This window comes from Chitinophaga sp. RCC_12 (assembly GCF_041360695.1).
Lineage (GTDB): Bacteria > Bacteroidota > Bacteroidia > Chitinophagales > Chitinophagaceae > Chitinophaga.
This window is the reverse complement of sequence record NZ_JBFUPS010000002.1, coordinates 142,615-161,537: the sequence shown is the minus strand read 5'-3', so window position 1 is coordinate 161,537 and position 18,923 is coordinate 142,615. Positions and strand designations below refer to the sequence as shown.

Below are 18,923 nucleotides of genomic sequence, written 5' to 3'. Positions count from 1 at the left end.
ATGAGAAAATATAAAGGTGTTATCATAACGGTGGTGATCGTACTGCTGCTGGTGGCGATCTGGTTTTTCTTTATCAGGAAGAAAAAAGAACCGGTCAGGTTTGATACCGCCAAACCGGAATATGGGCACATCGCCACTACCGTAACCGCTACCGGTACTATACAGCCGGTAGATACAGTGGCGGTGGGTACCCAGGTGTCCGGCACGCTCAAATATTTATACGTGGACTTTAACACCCAGGTAAAAAAAGGACAACTGCTGGCGGAACTGGATAAAGATCTTTTCCAGGCACAGGTAGATCAGCTGCGGGCCAACGTACAGGTAGCGCAAACCAACCTGGAATACCAAAGGAATAATTTCCAGCGGCAGGAGCTGTTATATAAAACCGGCGCCATCAGCAAAGCCGACTACGATATTGCCGCCAACCAGATAGGGCAGGCCAAAGCAAACGTGGCCAGCGTAACCGCCCAGCTGAATTCGGCATTAAAGAATTTCTCTTTTACAGAAATCCATTCACCGATCGACGGGGTGGTACTGAACCGGAATGTAAGCGTAGGACAAACCGTAGCCGCCAGTTTCAATACGCCTACCTTGTTCGTCATTGCCAAAGATATCACCAAGATGCAGGTGGAAGCTAGCGTAGACGAAGCAGATATCGGCAATGTAAAAGATTCACTTCGTGTAACCTTCACCGTAGATGCTTACCTGGAAGATATTTTTGCCGGAAGTGTCCAGGAAATCAGGCTGCAGCCGTCGGTATCTTCCAATGTGGTTACCTACAATACCATTATTAACGCACCGAATGATAACAGGAAGCTGAAACCGGGAATGACTGCCAACGTTACGATTTATACAGCGGAGAAAGATTCCGCACTGCTGCTGCCCGTAAAGGCGCTTAAATTTATTCCCGACTCTGTACAGCTAAAGGATTATGTGATACAAAGCGCCGTGAGAAGAACCCGTAATCCTGCTCAAACAAAAGATACCACGGGTGGTAAGTTTAAAAGTACCACGCGTATAGGTTCCTCCAATTATGTATGGATATTACGTGGCGATACGCTGGTGCAAAAACATGTAAGAACAGGACTAAACGACAATACGCATATTGAAGTACTCTCAGGGCTAAACGAAAATGATGTAGTGGTAACGGGCGTCAGCGCCGGGGGAGCCGTGGCGGCAGCGGGTGGAAGTACCAGTCCGTTTTTACCAAAAATGGGAGGGCGAAGACGATGAGCAGCAGCAAAATATTGGAACTACAGCAGATCAAGCGTGAGTTTGTGATGGGGACTGAAACGGTCCGCGCATTGAAAGGCGTGTCTTTTGATGTGTTTGCAGGTGAATTTGTGACGATTATGGGAAGTAGCGGTTCGGGAAAAACCACGTTGCTGAATATTCTCGGCTGCCTCGATAAACCTACGTCGGGCAGTTACCTGCTGGATGGCGTGAATGTGAGCAACCTGTCGCGCAATGAACTGGCCCGGTTGCGGAATCATAAAATTGGGTTTGTGTTCCAGGCGTACAACCTGTTACCGCGTACCTCTGCATTGGAGAATGTGGAGCTGCCGTTGTTTTACAACCCCGAGTTATCTGTGCAGGAGCGGCGTAACAGGGCGCTGGGGGCGCTCCAGGCGGTGAAACTGGCCGACAGGGAAGATCATACGCCCAGCCAGCTTTCCGGCGGGCAGCAACAAAGGGTGGCCATTGCGAGGGCGTTGGTTAATCAGCCGGTCATGATCCTGGCAGATGAGGCCACCGGTAACCTGGATACCCGTACTTCTTACGAAATTATGGCCCTGATGCAGGACCTTAACCAGGAAGGCAAAACGATTGTATTTGTTACGCATGAACCGGATATAGCTGCTTTCAGCAGCAGAACGGTGATGTTGCGGGATGGAAAAGTGGTGAAAGACAGCAAGAATGAAAACATACGCTCGGCAAAGGAAGCACTGGCATCATTGCCTCCCGCCGAAGATTATTAATTCAGCGAAAGCATGAGTGCAGTCAATCTCATAATGATAGCGTTAAAGGCGTTGCAGCGCAACAAGCTGCGGGCATTCCTGACGATGCTGGGAATCATCATCGGTGTGGCCGCTGTTATCGCGATGGTGGCCATCGGGCAGGGTTCGAAGGAAAGTATCCAGTCGCAGCTAAGCAGCATGGGCTCCAACATGATCACCATTTTGCCAAGCAGCAACGTAGCCGGTGGGGTGAGGATAGGAGGAGAGAGCTTTCAGTCGCTTACCATCACAGACGTACTGGCGATACAAAAGAATGCGGAATATGTAAGCGCGGTGTCGCCGGTGGCGTCTACCAAAGGGCAGGCTATTTACGGCGCGCTGAACTGGCCTACGTCCCTGCAGGGCGTGGCCCCTTCTTATTTTGATATCCGCAAGCTTACGGTGAATGATGGCATCAGTTTTTCCGATGCAGATGTGGCTACTGCTGCGAAAGTGTGTGTATTGGGGCAAACGGTGATCAACAACCTGTTTCCCAGTGGAGAAAGCCCTGTAGGAAAAGTAATCCGCCTGGGTTCCATTCCATTGCAGGTAATAGGCACGCTGGCGCCGAAAGGACAGAGCTCTTTCGGGCAGGACCAGGATGATATCATTCTAACGCCTTACACCACCGTGCAAAAACGTATCCTGGCCACCATTTATTTCCAGAGTATTTATGCTTCCGCCGTGAGCGAAGGCGCTTCAGAGCAGGCTACCAACGAAATTATAGATATACTCAGAACAACACATCGTTTGCGGCCTGCCGATGAAAATAATTTCCAGGTGAGGACCATGGAGGAACTGATAAAAACGCTGAGTTCCACTACCAGCCTGCTTACTATCCTGTTGACCGCTATTGCGGGTATTTCACTGGTGATTGGCGGCATTGGTATCATGAACATCATGTATGTATCAGTAACGGAACGCACCCGGGAAATAGGGCTGCGCATGTCTATTGGCGCGCGGGGCATTGATATTTTATTGCAATTCCTGGTAGAGGCAATTATTATCAGTGTAACGGGTGGTTTAATAGGGGTGGTGCTGGGGATTACTTCCGCCAAGGTAATTACGCTTACGCTTGGCTGGCCTACGCTGGTGTCGGAGTCTTCTATTATACTTTCCTTTGTGGTATGTGCGTTTACGGGAGTGTTTTTTGGTTACTATCCGGCACAGGCAGCCTCCCGGCTGGATCCTATTGAAGCGTTGCGTTACGAGTAATTATTTACGCGTTACAGTCGTACGGCTCCGCAATGCCTTCTGTGATCCATTTTATAAAAGCGCTTTCCCTTTCAAATTGTACCAGGTTAAGTTGATGCCCGGTAATATCTTCCAGTGAGAAACCATCGGCATGGGTTTCTACGGCCTGGCGGGTGGCTATTTCCTGTTCGGTGCTGTAGTGTCCCAGCAGTTTTTTAAGTTCAAAAACCACGCTGTCGGAGGTATCGTTGGCGTGAATAACGGCTACTACAAACTCGTATTCACCAAATTGCTGCAGCGCTGCAATGGTCCTGGTATTTACCTTGTAACAGGTGCCTGGTTTCAGTTGCATAAGCGGGTATTTAACGGCAATATGAATATACGTAACAAATACTGGCTTGTTGTCATGGAAATATACTTCCATCTGTGTTTTGTGGCAATAAAAAAGCCGGTAGGTTTCCCTGGCCGGCTTACTTTATGGCAGTGTAGATTTAGTCTTTCTTCTTATCATGTATCTGTGATTTCTTCAGATACACTTTCTTACCTTTCCCGTCTACAATGTATTTCCTGTCTTTTCTGTCGATATAAACGGTTTCTCCGTTGGGGCCTTCCTTGCCTTTAAAGGTTTTATCTGTAATGGTGGAGGCTCCTTTAACAGCGATAGAGGCTGTTTTATTTCCCACTTTTTTTGCAGTGCTGTCGATTCCCTGTGCAAATGCATGCTGACCGGCCAGTGTTACTGCTACGCCGATGGCCGCAGCTATCAGAAGTTTTGGAGTTTTCATGTTATTACTTTTTTAATTTTAAAAATGATTGCCTGACGTTGGTTATTATTCAACAATAGTGCCACTTGGTTTGTTATTGTAATACAGTTTTTTACAAATGTGTTTTTTACCGTATTGCTGGTACATACCGGGGATTTTCCCGGGGCGGGATCATTTAAATTTCGTATATTCATTTACGGTAACCCTCTGCCTGTGAAGTAGTCGAAGGTCTGTATCTATCTGTTCCTACACCTCACGGGGAGAATTAAAGTAACGCGTAGCTATTATATAAACGATAGTTGATTTCTCCTTATTAGTTGATGCTTAAAAAAATGACTGTTATCCGTAACAGCGGGAGAATTATTTGCATAAAAAACACCCTCCAGACTGCCCGTGGTCCGGAAGGTGTTGCCCGTGTTTGAATTGTAATTTAATTGCCCCAGAAAATATTTTCCTGCCGGATATCTTCCGCATATATTTTCGCTGCCACAATTTTACCGTCTTTCACCGTATATACGTCTACGTTATCTGTATGCAGTTCCGCTCCCGGCCGCGATGCTTTCCAGGTAAGTACTACTGACGCCTGGTCGCCGTGTACTGCGATGGTTTTGATGGCAGCGAGCGACATGGTGTTTTGTGATACCTCAAACATGCCGCCTACCATCTGGAATACTTCCCCGCTGGATTTTTTAGTGCCGGAGAAGCGGTTGCTGCCCGGTTGTTCCCAGTTTATTTCGGGATGTAGCAGTGCGCCTAGTTTTTCAAGGTTTACCTGTTGTACGGCATTTACAAAATCTGTTACTACCTGTAATGTTTGTTGTTCCATTGTATACTTTTTTAGTTGTTGATGAATTGATAATGCAAAGCTACCACCTGCCACCCCCTTATCATTTACCTTTACACGACAATTACTTACCATTTAGCGACAGGATGATTTTTGTAAACACCGGACGGAATACCTTTGCTATATGAAACAGCTGGTATTAAGTATTATCGCATATGCGGTACAGCGGGATGTAGATGCTGCACAGCTTTGTAAGCTGGCAGGTATTGACCTGGCGGCATTGAAAAAGAGCCATGCAGCGCCGGTAACTGCGCAACAGCTGCAGGATTTGTGGCTGAATGCGGGCAGGTTAACCAACGATCCCTTGTTCGGGTTGCATTTCGGCGAGTCCCTGCAACCTGCTGCCCTGGGGGTAGTGGGAGAAATTATCCGGAGCAGCGCTACCGTAGGGGAGGCCTTAACTCATGCAGCGGCGTTAACGCACCTGGTAACGGACGAGTGCCGGATGGAAGTAACCCGCACCGCTAAAAACTTTACGGTGAGGTTGCTGCCAGCGGTTGATTATGGCGCAGCGCCGCCCTATGCTTTCCGGCAATTGATAGATCTTTTAATGATGATGGTGATTCACGAACTGGATGGCCTGCTGCTGGAAAAAATAGTTCCGCAGGCAGCGCGGCTGGCCTACACGGTTCCGGACCCTGCTGAATACGAGCGTGTTTTTCGTTGTAAGCCGTCGAAACGGGCAGGAGAGTATGTATTGGTATTTGACAGCAGGTATTGGGAAGAGCCATTGTTAACGGCCAATTATGAGCTTCAGAACCTGTTGTTGCAGAAGGTGAGCAGTTTACCCCAAGCAGCAGGTCAGCATAAAACTTTACAAAACAGGATCTATAACTACCTGTTGGCGAATTCCTACCTCGGCGTGTCGTCGCTGAACGACATGGCGGCCAATTTCAATATGAGTCCCCGGAGTTTACAGCGTAAGCTGAAAGAGGAGGGTGTAAAATACCAGGATATTGCAGATGCGGTGCGGCATTCACTGGCGGTGTATTATATTTCGTCCGGTAATTACCCTTTGAAAGATGTTTCCTGGATGCTTGGTTATAATGAGTTAAGTGCTTTTACAAGGGCTTTTAAGCGGTGGACAGGCAGTTCGCCGGTACAGTATAATCAATCGTTGTAGTTCAGGAAAGTGTCTTTGTGCACGATTCCCCATTTCTTCACAAAAATATATTCTCCCTTTTCCAGGGCAGTGAGATAATCCTGCAGCCATTCTTCAAAAGAACCGGCTACAATGGCGCGGTGACTGTCGTCGTGCCAGAACGTGATCACTTGTCCGTGCTTGCCTTCCGGTGCGGGGTCCAGGTCGATACACAGGTGGTTACCAAAGCCGTCGCCGGTAAAAGGGATCCATAAAGGATTCCACCAGTCGTTTTTTATGCCGGTATCGGGTGTGGAGAGCACGGGTTCTTCGTGATAATTGAAAGTTCCGGCATCCAGCAGGTCTTTCCAGTGATGCCATTGGGTGGTGATGTCTTCCACGCTTAACAGCTGATCCGCATCTACGAGCCCGGCCCTGGCTTTCTGCTGCCCGTTATGAATAGCATAAAATGCTTTAAAAGAGGCCGGCATGGCCGTTCCTATTAGTTTTTCAAGAGATTCCACCGCCTCAAAAGTAACGCCGGGATGGAGGATGTTAAGCAGTCTGGGGGCGTGCTGCTGCATCCAGTTCTCCCATCTTAGCCAATATTGCTGCATATGGTATGGGTTTTAACGACTATAAAGATGTGAAATTTAATCAATAAATTTATTCATTCCCACTGCATGTTTTTTATAAGCTAATTATCAATAATTTTGTAGCTCTTGAAAAGAGTACAACATCATTAAAAGTAAATAACTCCTTTATGGCACAGCTACCTAAATTTCTGATTGCAGACGATCCTGTAACAGATCCGGAAAATGAATATATTTTTCATACCGAGAAACCCCGCTTCTTTGCCAAACGGGTAGAAGAAGATGAAGAAACTGCCTACATCGATATCATTCATGAAATCGATAATGTAGAGGAATTCTATAAAAGCGCTCCGGAAAAGAAACAGGAACTGCTGGAACAGCTGGAAGACTGGTACTACTCTTACATGGAGTGGCTGGAAGATGATGGAGAAGAAGAAGAGGAGGAAGAATAGTAACAGGAAAAGGTATTGTAAAAAAGCGTCCGCATATTGCGGGCGCTTTTTTATGTCCGTCAGTTAGCCTGCAGCTGCAGTTCTTTCCGGTAAGCAGAAGGATTTACACCTTTATATTTTTTAAACATCCTGTTCAGGTGACTTTCATCTGTAAAGCCCAGTTCATCCGCAATTTCCCCTACCCGCATACTGCTGTACTGCAGCCGTGTTTCCACCAGCTTCAGTTTGTACTGGGTAATGTATTGCTGGAGGCTGTCGCCATTGTTACGTTTAAAATATTCACTCAGATAAGTGGGCGAGATATTAAAGTGGGCTGCAATCTGCTCTGCCCGCAGCTTTTCAGGCGTGTAAATATTTTCGTGTATATAGTGCAATATATTCATGGAAGCATCCTGTTTCGCAGGATGCTTGGGCTGTTCCGGCATTTGCAGCAGTATATTCCGTGCAATCACCATGATCATGGTATTTACAATTTGCTGGGCCATTTCCCGGTGATAGGGCTGCTGGTTTACCAGCTCGCGGATCAGCGCCTCTACCAATGCTTTTACCAGCGGTTTATCATTTTTATTTTTTAAGATACATCCAGGCAGGTGGTTGTGATTCTGGAAAATAAATTCCAGTTGCTGTATCCAGTCTTTATGCTGATTTTTAAGGTAGATGTTATTAAAGCGGATAAAGAAGAATTTAGTAGATTCCTGCACATCAAATGAGTGGCAGTCCTGCGGCATAACCAGGAAGAGTTTCCCGGGGCTGTATGGCAGCTGGTTCTTATTCACACACTGCATCCCACTGCCTTCCACAATATACACCAGTTCAAAAAAGTTATGTTTATGCGGATCTATCGGGCATTCTGTGCATTCCCGGTATTCTATCTCAAAAGGCTGATATAAATTCTCTTGTAGCATACCTGCAAAAGTACAGAATGATCCTAAAAAAGTACAAATTATTTCCCGGGTTCCGGCTGATCTTTGTGTCACAAAAAATCAAACAAATGGAAAACAACCCTATCGTATTTCTGTTGCTCCGGCTGGCAGTAGCTGCCAGCATGTTCGGTCACGGCCTGGTAAGGCTCCCTAAATTAAATGGCTTCAGCGCCTGGATGGTAAAAAGCTTTGAAAAATCCATGCTGCCTGATTTGCTGGTAGTGCCTTTCAGCTATGCTTTGCCTATCGCCGAATTTATAATCGGGCTGCTGCTCCTGCTGGGGTTATTTACTCGTGCCTCCCTTATTGGCGGGGGCGTAGTAATGGTGATCCTGATATTTGGTACTGCCATGATAGAAAACTGGGAAGCATTGCCCTCCCAATTGATCCATGCTGCCTTCTTCGCCGTACTGCTGGCTTTTATCCAATACAACACGATCGCAGTTGATCATCTTATTAAAAAATAATGGCTACAAGAAAAGAATTCCTGAAAACAGCCGGCCTCGCAGGTTTAGCCGGTATGGTACTGCCCCGAACGGTATTGGCACAGGCGAAAGCCACTCCAACAGCCAAATCCGGCGCCGGATGGGCAGATGGCTCGCGCCTGGTAGTATCTGTATCTATGCAGTTTGAAGCCGGCGGCCAGCCGGACAGGCCCGAAAGCCCTTTTCCACAGAACATGCTCAAAGGCTATAAAGATCTTCCTGCCACTACATGGTATGAGTATGGCTTCAAGGAAGGCATTCCCCGCATGCTGGATAACTGGGACAAACACGGCATAAAAGTAACCTCCCATATGGTTGGCAGCGCGGTGGAAAAGCACCCGGCCCTCGCGAAAGAGATTGTGCAGCGTGGGCACGAGGCAGCCGCACATGGCCGCGACTGGTCGTCGCAATACATGCTGCCCTATGAAGAAGAAAAACAGTTTATCAGCGATGGCGTGGAAGCAGTAAGAAAGGCTACCGGCGTAACACCAGTGGGCTACAACGCCAATTGGTTGCGCCGTGGCGATAATACCCTTAACATCCTGCAGGAACTGGGTTTCCTGTATCATATCGATGACCTGAGCCGTGATGAACCTTTTATCACTGAAGTGAACGGCAGCGATTTTGTGGTAGTACCATATACCTTACGTTGTAACGATATCCAGCTGGTAGCGGGCCAATGGTTTTCTACCGATCAGTTCCTGCAACAGGTAAAGATGGAATTCGATCAGTTGTACGAAGAATCTGCCCGCCGCAAACGCATGATGTCTATCAGTTTTCACGACAGGATAGGCGGTACCCCGCAAATGGTAAAAGCTACCAGCGAGTTGTTTGCCTATATGAAAAAGCATGCCGGCGTAACGTTTAAAAGGAAAGATGATATTGCTAAGTTGGCACTGGCGGATAAGAATACGATCAGGGAGTAACCTGGTGTGAAATTAAATAAAAGACAGGCGGGTGATGCCTGTCTTTTTATTTAATTTCACATAAAGCAACCTACATCGAATGCCAGAAAAGAAAGCACCCCAGCAGGAAAGGATTATATTCAATACCCTGCTGGATCAGTATATTTACCAGGGTTTACCGGTGGACAGCATCGACGCCAAAACCGCCTTTACCATTCACAACCTGAAGGATATTCATTTCGAGCTGCCTTATACTTCTATCGTATACCGGACTAACTTCTTTTCTTTTGTTTTCGTGAAAGACGCTATTGGCAGGTATACCACCGATGAGCAAACTTTTAACACTTCTCCCGGAACTATTTATTTCACTAACCCGGGTCATTTTAAATCTTTCGAATGGCAGGAAATTAACGATGTACACCTGATTACACTCAGTGAATCTTTTCTAAAGGAAAATGTACACCAGAAGATCTTTGAGGAATTTCCTTTTCTCCTGGCGGAAACCGTACCGCCAAGGACATTGCAGCCGGAAGTGTTTGCGGAGTTTGAACAATTGTATCTGCAGATAGAAAAGGAATATTTCTCGGCTTCCACGTACAGAACGCGGATGATAGGGAACCTGTTTGTGGTGCTGCTGCTGAAGATCAAAGAATATTTCTGGGAAGATTATAACCCTATATATGAAGGCAACCGCAGCTCACAGATTGTAAAACAGTTTAAGAGAACCCTGGAGCAGCACTACCGCGACCTGGTAAGCGGGAAGGCGGATAAGGTATTCAGGGTACAGGATTATGCCGATGCACAGCACCTGCATCCCAATTACCTGAGCAATGTGATTAAAAGTAAAACCGGAAAGCCCATAGGCACCTGGATTACAGAGAAAACGATCACCGAAGCCCGTACATTGCTGCAACATTCCCCTGCCTCTATCAAACAAATTGCCGCTCAACTGGGCTTTACAGAGTCCACGCACTTCAGTAACTATTTTAAGAAACAAACCGGTATTTCCCCCGTTTTATACAGAAAGCAACATGCATCTTAGATATTTGTAACTATTAGTGTAATTCTTATACTTTTCAGGGCAACGGTTGGCTCATCTTTGTGTTATCAAAATAAAAACACAAAATATGAGCACACTAAAAGATAAGATCATCCTGGTTACCGGTTCTTCAAGAGGTATTGGCGCTACAATAGCCCGCCAACTGGCGGCCGCAGGCGCAAAAGTAATTGTTAACTATGCCGGTGGTAAAGATGCCGCACAACAGGTAGTAGCAGACATCAAACAACAGGGCGGCGATGCCATTGCACTGCAGGCAGATGTAAGCAAAAGCGATGAGGTAAAAGCCCTGTTTGACGCCGCTATCGCGCATTATGGCCGTATCGATGTACTGGTGAATAACGCCGGCATTATGATCACCAAACTGATTAAAGATACCACCGATGAAGATTTTACCCGTCAGTTTGACATTAATGTAAGAGGCACCTTCAATACCATGAGGGAAGCGGCTACCCGCCTGGCCGACAAAGGCAGTATCATTAACTTCTCCACTTCTGTAAACCGTATTATGCTGCCTGCATATGGTACCTATGTGGCCACCAAAGCAGCAGTGGAACAACTCACCCGCGTGTTCTCCAAAGAAGTAGGCGCCAGGGGCATCAATGTAAACTCCGTTTCTCCCGGCCCCACCAATACCGAATTATTTACGAATGGTAAATCAGAAGAAGTGATTGCGCGACTGGCTTCCCTTTCAGCCTTCAACCGTATTGGCGAACCGGATGATATCGCACAGGTAGTAGTATTCCTTGCAGGTGACGACGCCAAATGGATCAACGCCCAGAATATCGGTGTAAATGGCGGTATGGCCTGAGGATAAAGTATCCTTCTTTCTAAAAAATATTAAATACAATATCATGAACAGCTTAAAAAATAAAGTAGCGCTGATTACAGGATCAGCCAGGGGATTAGGTAAAGCCATTGCAGAACGGTATGCCGCCTTAGGTGCGGATGTAGTGGTTAACTACTCAAAAGACAAAGCGTCTGCAGATGAAGTAGTAAGCAACATTACTGCTATGGGCGCCCGTGTAATCGCTGTACAGGCAGATGTGAGCAAAGTAGCCGATCTGGAAAAATTGTTTGCAGCCGCAAAAGAGGCTTTTGGTAAGATAGATATCGTGGTGGCCAATGCAGGTATTGAAATGGTGGAAGTGCCGGTAACAGATTTTACAGAAGAGCAGTTTGATAAAGTATTTTCCATCAACACAAAAGGAACTTACTTTACCATGCAGCAGGCAGCAAAACATGTATCGCATAACGGTCGTATTATTTATATCGCATCCAGCACCACCTCCTTCCCGGTACCTGGCATGGCCGTTTATGGCGGAAGTAAAACCACTCCAAGATACCTGGTAGATATTTTGTCGAAAGAAATAGGACATAAAGGAATTACCGTAAATTCGATTATCCCTTTTGCGGTAGATCATTCCGGCATTTTTGCCGACCCGGCGGCTTATCCTGCACTAAGAAAACAATTACTGGATAGTTGCCCGATGGGAAGACTCGCAGAAGTGGAAGACGTAGCTAACCTGGCTGAGTTTTTTGCCAGCGATTTATCCTCTTTTGTTTCCGGTCAGCACCTGTTGGTGAACGGAGGCGCCACCAACTAAAATCTATTATTATGGTCCTTAAAGTACTCAATGCCGTCCTGATCATTTTTACTGTATTCATGGGCCTGAAACAAGGCCTGGCAATGATTGGCCAGAAGCCGGAAATGATTACGATGTTCAGCCGGTGGCACTTTAGTAAAACAGCCATCATCATCAATGGAGTGGTAACGGTGTTGAGTGCTTTAATGATCCTGTTTCCCAGAACATTTTTGTTGGGTAACTTCCTCATGGCCGCAACGATCCTGATGATCATCTGCTTTTCTTTGTATGGCCGTGATGTGAAAGGTGCTGCTATCGAGGTGCCTTTCTTCCTCCTGAATCTTGTTATCATTTATTTGCAGCATCCGCTCGCAAAATGAAGATGTTGTTATTGGCTTACTCCTGTGGAACGGACAGTAGTACTTCAAAGAGTATATCATACTGTTTATCGCCGGGCTTTTTCTTTAGGATAGTGATTTTCCTGCAAAGAAATGAATCGTAATACTCGAATCCGGAGAGATCTATTTTGCGGAGTTTATTGTGTGGTATATCTTTCACAATGGTCATGTGTGGCGCTATCTTTAGCGGTTTCCGTTTAAGCGCTTTAAACAGTAATTTATGGAGCTCAATGATTGGCTGGGGATTACTGATCCGCAGCACCAGCGAATCTGAAGTATATCCATGGGGGAAAATTTCGCATCCATTAAGCCCCACTTCAAAAGAGGGTAAAGCAGCTACTGCATTTTTAACCAGGTTGATGATCCAGGCATCCTCCTCTTTTGCCGGTAATTTTAGCAAAGAGATATGTGCTTTTGAATACCGGTGTTTTACTTCCGGGAGCAGATGATAAGCCTGGTTCTCCATGAATTTTACATGATCCGTTATGTTATCGGGCGGTGAAATGATAACAGAGTAGGATACCATTGGCGTAGGAACGTCGTCCAATGGAAATAAGGTGAGCTGATCAGGATTATGGCGACGCGGCATAACCCAATAACAAAGTAAGTGTGGGGATGGTTTGGTGAGATACAGGCGCTAAATAAATTCGCCTGAATTCAGCATAGCCAAATTCAGGCGAATAATACTTTTGTAGCCTCAACAGGGATCGAACCTGTATCTAAAGTTTAGGAAACTTCTATTCTATCCATTGAACTATGAGGCCATCACTTTTCACCCCAATCCTGGGATCGGGTGGCAAAAGTAAGGGTTTTAAATTAATATTTAAAGACTTTCTATATCTACTTTTCCACCGGCGGGGGCATAGATACTATCGATTTCTTTTTTGAATTTCTCCAGGATTACCTTCCGTTTTGCCTTGAGGGTGGGGGTGAGTTCGCCGCCATCTACCGTCCATTCGTGGGGGAGAAGGATATATTTTTTCACCTGTTCTATATGGCTGAAAAACTGGTTGTATTTGTCTACTGCCTGTTTGTAGAGGTCCTGTACATCCGGGTTTTTCACGAGTTCTTCGTTAGAGGTAGCGGTGATACCGCGTTTCTGCGCCCAGTTGCGGAGGTTACTGAAGGAGGGTACGATCAACGCTGCCGTGAATTTACGGTCTTCCCCAACGATCATGATCTGTTCAATATAGGGCGACTCCTTAAACTTGTTTTCGATGGGCTGCGGCGCCACGAATTTGCCGCCGGAGGTTTTAAAGAGTTCTTTTTTCCGGTCGGTTATCTTCAGGAACTTGTTGTCGATCATTACGCCGATATCACCGGTATGGAACCAGCCATCTTTGATGGCATCGGCAGTGAGATCGGGGCGTTTATAGTAGCCAATGGTTACATTGGGGCCTTTACAGAGGATTTCCCCATCTTCCGCAAGTTTTACCTCCACCCCGCTGATAACGGGACCTACGGTGCCAAACATGCGGTCTTCCACGTTGATGCGGTTTACGCTGATTACCGGGGAGGTTTCCGTAAGGCCGTAGCCTTCCATGATGGGAATGCCGCCGGCGGTGAATATCTTCAACAAACGGACCTGGCAGGCAGCGGCGCCATTTACAATGCACTCGATATTGCCGCCCAGGGCCGCGCGCCATTTGCTGAAGACCAGCTTATTGGCCAGTTTGAGCTGCAGGTTATACCAGGCGCCCTGGTTTTTATTGATTTCATACCGTTTGCCGAGGTCTACTGCCCAAAAGAACAGGGCCCTTTTAATGCCTTTGAGTTCCAGACCGGTAGTCATGATCTTTTCGTACACTTTTTCCAGCAGGCGGGGAACGGTGGTAAAGATGGTAGGCTTCACCTCTTTCAGGTTATCACCAATGGTTTCCATGGTCTCTGCATAATAAACCGGTACGCCGGCGCGGAGATACAGGTAGGTTACCATTCTTTCAAATATATGGTTCAACGGCAGAAAGCTAAGGGCTTTTGCCTCGTTGTTAACGGGGAGGTAAGGCTGGCAGGCCAGTACGTTGCTCATAATATTGTGATGACTGAGCATTACGCCTTTTGGTGTGCCGGTGGTTCCGGAAGTGTAAATGATGGTGACCAGTTCTTCCGGGGAAATATTCTTTTTTACTTCTTCTATCTTTTCAAAATCGGCGGGGTCGGCCAGTGCCGGAACTTCCGTCCAGTGGCGGGCGCCTTCTACTTTATTGAAGGTGAATATTTCACGGATGGAAGGAAATTTATCCCTCATGGCGGTTACCTTATCCAGCAGGTCTTTGTCGCTCACAAAAAGGATGCGTGCTTCCGCATCATTCAGTACGTAGGCGAGCTCCGTTTCGCTGATGGTGGGGTAAATGGGTGTGAGGGCGGCGCCCAGTTGCTGACATGCCAGGTCGGTAATAATCCATTCCGGTCTGTTGGGTGAAATGATGGCTATTTTATCTTTCTCCTCATTTTGCTTGATTCCCGGTCTGATACCCAGTTTAAGCAGGCCGGAGCTGAATCTGAGAGTGAGGTCCGCTATTTCTTTTGTGCTGTACTTTTTCCATTGCCCGTTTTCTTTCCCGGCCAGCATATCCTCTTTGGGAAAGTTGGCTAATTGGTAAGAAATCACATCGAATAGTCGTTGCGGTTGGTCCATGCTGCTGTAATTTTGTTTTGGCTCAAATATCAGATACGTGTGTGCTGTTGTTCTTTCAGCTTTTCATATTCCCCTAACGCATCGCCGAAAGGATCTTTGTGGTATGCATTGAAATACTGGAAAGCCAATGCAATGCCCCATCCTAATGCGGGCCATACCGGCCAGGGAGTACCGCTTGTTTTATCACTGTCTGTCAGAAACCATACTGCCCATAGTCCCAGGTTAATCACGAGATAGATGATCAGGTGGGACTTAAATCCTGCCCTGGCTTTTGCTATGCGCCAAAGTCGGTTATCTCTTTCTTGATTTGTTTCCATGGAAGTCAGTTTTAGGTACCAGAGGTTGTACTAAATTTAAAATATTTTATTGGCTTCACGCAGAAAAAAACGAAAAAAGCGGGCTTAACGGGTAGCCTTTATGTCGAAGGAGATATTTACCTGTGAATTGATGAGTTTGTCCTGTAATGATTTGTCGGCGCGATAGCTGATACCCCATTCGGTGCGGTCGATGTTAAAATTGGCTATTGCGATGATGGTGTTGTCTTTAAGCGTTATCCTGGCAGGGAAGGATATATTTTTGGTAACAGCTTTCAGCGTCAGGTTTCCTTTGACAATATGAGTAGCATTTCTGAGGGTGAGTTCATCGCCATCCGTGGGATGGAATGCCGTTACCTCGGTTATTTCAAAGGTGGCGGCGGGATATTTTTTTACGTCGAAGAACATCTCTCCTTTCAATTCGTTTTCCAGCTTGCGTTTCATGGCGGAATCGGCTGCGAGGTCTACATCCTGGAGGGATTTCATGTCAATAATGAACTGGCCGCCGGTGATAAGGCTGTCTTTTACATACAGTGCGCCACCAGCCAGTTTCAATGCGCCGTAATGTTTACCGGTAGGTTTTGTACCGATCCATCGCACCACACTTAAGGCGGTATCCGGAAGATAAGCGTTACCGGTGCCGGTTTGCACGGTCTGCGCATCGGTGATCCGGGCTTTATCAGCTTTGGGCGCCTGTTCGCATGCCACGATGCCGCAGGTAATAACGAATACTATACATAAGAGTTTCTTCATAATTACTGGTATGCTTTAAAACAAGCGCCCTGTTTAAGCGGGCGCTTGTCAGAAAATTTCGCTATTCCGCCAGTTCCCGGTTGCCTACCCACACAAACCTTTTCACAATAAATTCCTGGTTGGTGAAGCTGGCATTACCTGCCGGATTACCGCCTGTAACATGGAAATCGGAAAACGCAGCATGCTGGTTTACCCAGATAAATCCTGTAAGGTTAAAAGATACAGGTGTGAAAACGCTGTTCATTTCTTCTGCTATTTTTTCTTTGGCAGATGGATCTGTGGTATAAGCCCCGCAGGTAATGGCGCCGTATTTCGATGCCATTTGTTTGGCCAGTTGTATACTATGTGTCGTGTCCCTGGTTTTGATGATCAGGATCACCGGCCCGAAAAGTTCTTTTTCATAGATGGCAGTATCCGCGCTGGTTACTTCCAGGATAGTGGGAGCGCATACCCTGGCATTGGAGAATTCTTCATTCACTACCGGGGTACCTTCCAGGATCACTTTCCCTCCGAGGTGACGGGCTTCCTGTGCGCGGGAGAGGGTGCTGTCGTTTTGTATAGCGCCGAGCGTACCTGCGCCCATTTTCGGATGGTTTACGAGGCCTACTACTGCTTCCTTGAACCTTTGCACTACCTCATTGAAAGATACCTGGCCATTAGCTGTTTTGACGCCCTGCTCGGGAATGAAAAAGTTTTGTGGCGCAGTACACATCTGCCCGGAATATAAGCTAACAGAAAAGGCCAGGTTCTGAATCACCGCATCGAGGTCGGTTACGCTGTCGAGGATCACCGAATTGACGCCTGCTTTTTCTGTAAATACTGTTTTGCCTGGAAGTGATTCCACATAGTTACCAAATGCGCTGCCCCCGGTATAATCGATCAGCTTTACATCGGGGTGTCCGCAAAGTTCTTTTGCAATGAGGTGATCGGAGCTGTCGGCGGCCAGCTGGCAGAGGTTGGGATCATAGCCGTTGTCCTGAAGTGACTGCTGGATGGCGCTCACGGCAATGGCAATCGGCAGCACTGCTTTCGGATGCGGTTTCACAATCACAGGATTGCCGGTGATGAGGTCGGCGTAAACGCCGGGGAGTGTGTTCCATACCGGGAAGGTGGAGCAGCCAATTACTACGCCGGGGCCTTTGGGTACCGGTTTAAAAGTTTTGTACAGTTTGATACTGGCTTTACCCATTGGTTTCTCCCAGGTTAATGATGGCGGGTACCGTTGCAGCTCGTGATAGCCGGTAGCTACTGCTTCGAGGGCGCGGTCGTTGGCATGCGGACCGGAAGCCTGGAAGCTCATCATAAAGCTCTGGCCGGTAGTATGCATGGTAGCGTTGGCGATATCAAAAAAGTAGTCTTTTATTCTTTCCAGCGTTTCGGTGAGCATACCTGCTCTTTCGGATACAGGTACTTTCGCCCAGCTTTTGCCGGCTTCTGTGGCTTTCTTTATCAGGTCGCCAACAGGAAAAACGGGATAGGTAACTCCCAGTACCTCGCGGGTGTAGGGGGATACTTCTTCCCCGGCCCAGCTGGTTTCGCCGGTTTGCAGTAACTGTTTGAAAGGTTTTCCCAGTAATTGCTGATAGCTCTGTACGCCTTTGGCATGGGCTTCTTCCCCGTAAGCTTTGGGATGCTCCGGGTATTGCGAATAGAAAGTTCGTTCGTGGTTCGCCTTTACAGCATTGTCGATAATGTTTTGGTGTTTGTTAACGAGCATATTCAGATTTTGAGATTTACAATTTACGGATTTAGTCATTCAGTTGCTACAGCAACTAATTGACTAAACCGGTAAATCAAAAATTATCTAAATACTAATACCCGGAATTGATCAGCGTAAACCTTCCATCATTGTAATATTCATCAGGTTTTGGCTTTAATGGATTGCTGCGCTGAAATTTCAGGAAAGCATCATAATCGGTTTTATGTAATCCCACCCACGCTTTGTAGCTGGCCTGGTTGGCCGACGGGCCAAACAGCCATTGGTTATACGATTCAAACATTCCTTCCCGTAGCAGGCTGCGCTGATAATCGAAAAGGGCGTACGGATATTTCATACCGTAAAAGTTGTACCAATCCAGTAAAAAGCGGGTACGCACCATAATTAATACATCCGGATCTATTCCCCCGGTTACTACACTGATTTGCTTGCCCATACAGGCTTTATAAGCTTCTACGAATTCGTTGCTGCTTTTTCTGCCCTTCTTATCCTCTGGTATGGCGCTTTCAAACAGCGAAGGGTCATTGAATAATTTTTTATAAGATTCCAGTACAATATTCCTGATTTCAGCCGTGCGTGTGGTGAAACTTTCCATATTCATGAAGGTTTCGCCGTAGAGGATGCACCACAGCGGATTATTGCTGAAGTCGTATGTTTTGGTGGCGTTGTAATAGTTGCCGGGAAAACCGGGGTCCTGTTCAATGCCTTTGATCCAGCTCCGCAGGGCGCCGTCATACATTTTGAAGTTCATCAGCAGGGTACCGTTATCATTGTATAACTCGCCGCTGTTGGGGAACTTTTTGATGGCCCGCTCAAACATGCGTTGTGCTGTTTTCCACTCTTCCCTTCCCACATAAATATTGCCTGCAATCTGAAATACCTGTACGTCTGCTTCCCTGCTGCCAAGTAAAGGTTCAATAATGCTTTTTGCCTTTACAAGGTCTCCCTTCAGGTAGTAGGTAAAACCCAGCTGTTTCTTTAATTCAAAATTATCCGGTTCCAGCTGCAATGCCTGGTTTAATACCAGTATGGCATTGGAATAATCTCCTCCGCGGATAAAGCCTGTGGCCGTATTATACAGCTCTTTGGCGTCCTGTGCAATGGCAACCTGTGAAAATAAAACTCCCGCAACAAAAAGTGCTTTCAATAAAGAAGACCGTATGTTCATCCCTGTCTGTCGTTTGCTGTAAAAGTAAGGAAAATGGGGTAATGTCCCACAGAT

22 protein-coding genes and 1 tRNA gene are annotated in these 18,923 nt (G+C 46.7%); 11 read left to right on the top strand and 12 right to left on the bottom strand.

What is annotated here, in order from left to right:
- From AB6805_RS05835 to AB6805_RS05825, 3 genes are read left to right on the top strand one after another with little or no spacing between them, the layout of a single operon-like run.
- Window positions 1–1,233 carry an efflux RND transporter periplasmic adaptor subunit gene (locus AB6805_RS05835; protein WP_370908515.1) on the top strand — a complete coding sequence of 411 codons (1,233 nt, stop codon included), beginning with the start codon at window positions 1–3 and terminating at the stop codon, window positions 1,231–1,233.
- Window positions 1,230–1,979 (top strand): ABC transporter ATP-binding protein, encoded by a 750-nt coding sequence (locus tag AB6805_RS05830; protein ID WP_370908514.1) that lies wholly within the window; start codon window positions 1,230–1,232, stop codon window positions 1,977–1,979. The genes AB6805_RS05835 and AB6805_RS05830 overlap by 4 nt, the downstream gene beginning before the upstream one ends.
- A 12-nt stretch (window positions 1,980–1,991) precedes the next feature.
- Window positions 1,992–3,212 carry an ABC transporter permease gene (locus AB6805_RS05825; protein WP_370908513.1) on the top strand — a complete coding sequence of 407 codons (1,221 nt, stop codon included), beginning with the start codon at window positions 1,992–1,994 and terminating at the stop codon, window positions 3,210–3,212.
- A gap of 4 nt (window positions 3,213–3,216) precedes the next feature.
- Here the strand turns inward: AB6805_RS05825 and AB6805_RS05820 are convergent, their stop codons facing one another.
- From AB6805_RS05820 to AB6805_RS05810, 3 genes are all read right to left on the bottom strand, one after another.
- Window positions 3,217–3,543 (bottom strand): hypothetical protein, encoded by a 327-nt coding sequence (locus tag AB6805_RS05820; RefSeq protein WP_370908512.1) that lies wholly within the window; start codon window positions 3,541–3,543, stop codon window positions 3,217–3,219.
- Between the two features lie 139 nt (window positions 3,544–3,682).
- The gene (locus AB6805_RS05815) at window positions 3,683–3,976 is read right to left on the bottom strand and encodes a hypothetical protein (protein ID WP_370908511.1); all 294 of its coding nucleotides are present in this window, start codon (window positions 3,974–3,976) and stop codon (window positions 3,683–3,685) included.
- A gap of 409 nt (window positions 3,977–4,385) precedes the next feature.
- Window positions 4,386–4,781 carry a nuclear transport factor 2 family protein gene (locus AB6805_RS05810; protein ID WP_370908510.1) on the bottom strand — a complete coding sequence of 132 codons (396 nt, stop codon included), beginning with the start codon at window positions 4,779–4,781 and terminating at the stop codon, window positions 4,386–4,388.
- Window positions 4,782–4,923: 142 nt separating this feature from the next.
- Between AB6805_RS05810 and AB6805_RS05805 the strand changes: the two genes are divergently transcribed.
- A complete protein-coding gene (locus AB6805_RS05805) occupies window positions 4,924–5,922 on the top strand; it encodes an AraC family transcriptional regulator (protein WP_370908509.1) in 999 nt (332 codons plus the stop codon).
- Here the strand turns inward: AB6805_RS05805 and AB6805_RS05800 are convergent.
- Complete coding sequence (locus tag AB6805_RS05800; protein ID WP_370908508.1) at window positions 5,910–6,497, bottom strand: SMI1/KNR4 family protein; 588 nt, start codon at window positions 6,495–6,497, stop codon at window positions 5,910–5,912. The genes AB6805_RS05805 and AB6805_RS05800 overlap by 13 nt on opposite strands.
- Window positions 6,498–6,643: 146 nt before the next feature.
- Between AB6805_RS05800 and AB6805_RS05795 the strand changes: the two genes are divergently transcribed.
- Window positions 6,644–6,925, top strand: coding sequence for a hypothetical protein (locus tag AB6805_RS05795; RefSeq protein WP_370908507.1), 282 nt, complete (start codon window positions 6,644–6,646; stop codon window positions 6,923–6,925).
- 59 nt (window positions 6,926–6,984) lie between these two features.
- Here AB6805_RS05795 and AB6805_RS05790 read toward each other — a convergent pair whose 3' ends face one another.
- Window positions 6,985–7,830: an AraC family transcriptional regulator gene (locus AB6805_RS05790; protein WP_370908506.1), complete on the bottom strand. Its 846-nt coding sequence runs from the start codon at window positions 7,828–7,830 to the stop codon at window positions 6,985–6,987.
- Window positions 7,831–7,916: 86 nt separating this feature from the next.
- Here AB6805_RS05790 and AB6805_RS05785 point away from each other — a divergent pair, with 86 nt between their 5' ends.
- The 6 genes from AB6805_RS05785 (at window position 7,917) to AB6805_RS05760 (ending at window position 12,261) form a co-directional block, all read left to right on the top strand.
- Window positions 7,917–8,315, top strand: coding sequence for a DoxX family membrane protein (locus AB6805_RS05785; protein WP_370908505.1), 399 nt, complete (start codon window positions 7,917–7,919; stop codon window positions 8,313–8,315).
- Complete coding sequence (locus AB6805_RS05780) at window positions 8,315–9,259, top strand: polysaccharide deacetylase family protein (protein WP_370908504.1); 945 nt, start codon at window positions 8,315–8,317, stop codon at window positions 9,257–9,259. Before AB6805_RS05785 ends, AB6805_RS05780 begins: the two co-directional genes overlap by 1 nt.
- Before the next feature lie 79 nt (window positions 9,260–9,338).
- Complete coding sequence (locus tag AB6805_RS05775) at window positions 9,339–10,280, top strand: helix-turn-helix domain-containing protein (RefSeq protein ID WP_370908503.1); 942 nt, start codon at window positions 9,339–9,341, stop codon at window positions 10,278–10,280.
- Window positions 10,281–10,365: 85 nt separating this feature from the next.
- A complete protein-coding gene (locus tag AB6805_RS05770) occupies window positions 10,366–11,106 on the top strand; it encodes an SDR family oxidoreductase (protein WP_370908502.1) in 741 nt (246 codons plus the stop codon).
- A gap of 43 nt (window positions 11,107–11,149) precedes the next feature.
- Window positions 11,150–11,902 (top strand): SDR family oxidoreductase, encoded by a 753-nt coding sequence (locus tag AB6805_RS05765; RefSeq protein WP_370908501.1) that lies wholly within the window; start codon window positions 11,150–11,152, stop codon window positions 11,900–11,902.
- Between the two features lie 11 nt (window positions 11,903–11,913).
- Complete coding sequence (locus AB6805_RS05760) at window positions 11,914–12,261, top strand: hypothetical protein (RefSeq protein ID WP_370908500.1); 348 nt, start codon at window positions 11,914–11,916, stop codon at window positions 12,259–12,261.
- Between the two features lie 16 nt (window positions 12,262–12,277).
- Here the strand turns inward: AB6805_RS05760 and AB6805_RS05755 are convergent, their stop codons facing one another.
- The 7 genes from AB6805_RS05755 to AB6805_RS05725 all read right to left on the bottom strand — a co-directional run bounded on the left by AB6805_RS05755 (window position 12,278) and on the right by AB6805_RS05725 (window position 18,869).
- A complete protein-coding gene (locus AB6805_RS05755; RefSeq protein WP_370908499.1) occupies window positions 12,278–12,868 on the bottom strand; it encodes a 2'-5' RNA ligase family protein in 591 nt (196 codons plus the stop codon).
- 103 nt (window positions 12,869–12,971) lie between these two features.
- Window positions 12,972–13,043, bottom strand: a tRNA-Arg gene (locus AB6805_RS05750).
- Window positions 13,044–13,102: 59 nt separating this feature from the next.
- Window positions 13,103–14,917, bottom strand: a complete 1,815-nt coding sequence (locus AB6805_RS05745) for a long-chain fatty acid--CoA ligase (RefSeq protein WP_370908498.1) — start codon at window positions 14,915–14,917, stop codon at window positions 13,103–13,105.
- 29 nt (window positions 14,918–14,946) lie between these two features.
- On the bottom strand, window positions 14,947–15,234 hold the full coding sequence (locus AB6805_RS05740) for a 2TM domain-containing protein (protein WP_370908497.1): 288 nt from the start codon (window positions 15,232–15,234) through the stop codon (window positions 14,947–14,949).
- An 84-nt stretch (window positions 15,235–15,318) separates the two neighbouring features.
- The gene (locus tag AB6805_RS05735; protein ID WP_370908496.1) at window positions 15,319–15,984 is read right to left on the bottom strand and encodes a YceI family protein; all 666 of its coding nucleotides are present in this window, start codon (window positions 15,982–15,984) and stop codon (window positions 15,319–15,321) included.
- Between the two features lie 61 nt (window positions 15,985–16,045).
- Window positions 16,046–17,701, bottom strand: a complete 1,656-nt coding sequence (gene paaN / locus AB6805_RS05730) for a phenylacetic acid degradation protein PaaN (protein WP_370908495.1) — start codon at window positions 17,699–17,701, stop codon at window positions 16,046–16,048.
- A 94-nt stretch (window positions 17,702–17,795) separates the two neighbouring features.
- Complete coding sequence (locus AB6805_RS05725; RefSeq protein ID WP_370908494.1) at window positions 17,796–18,869, bottom strand: tetratricopeptide repeat protein; 1,074 nt, start codon at window positions 18,867–18,869, stop codon at window positions 17,796–17,798.
- Window positions 18,870–18,923: the final 54 nt, after the last annotated feature.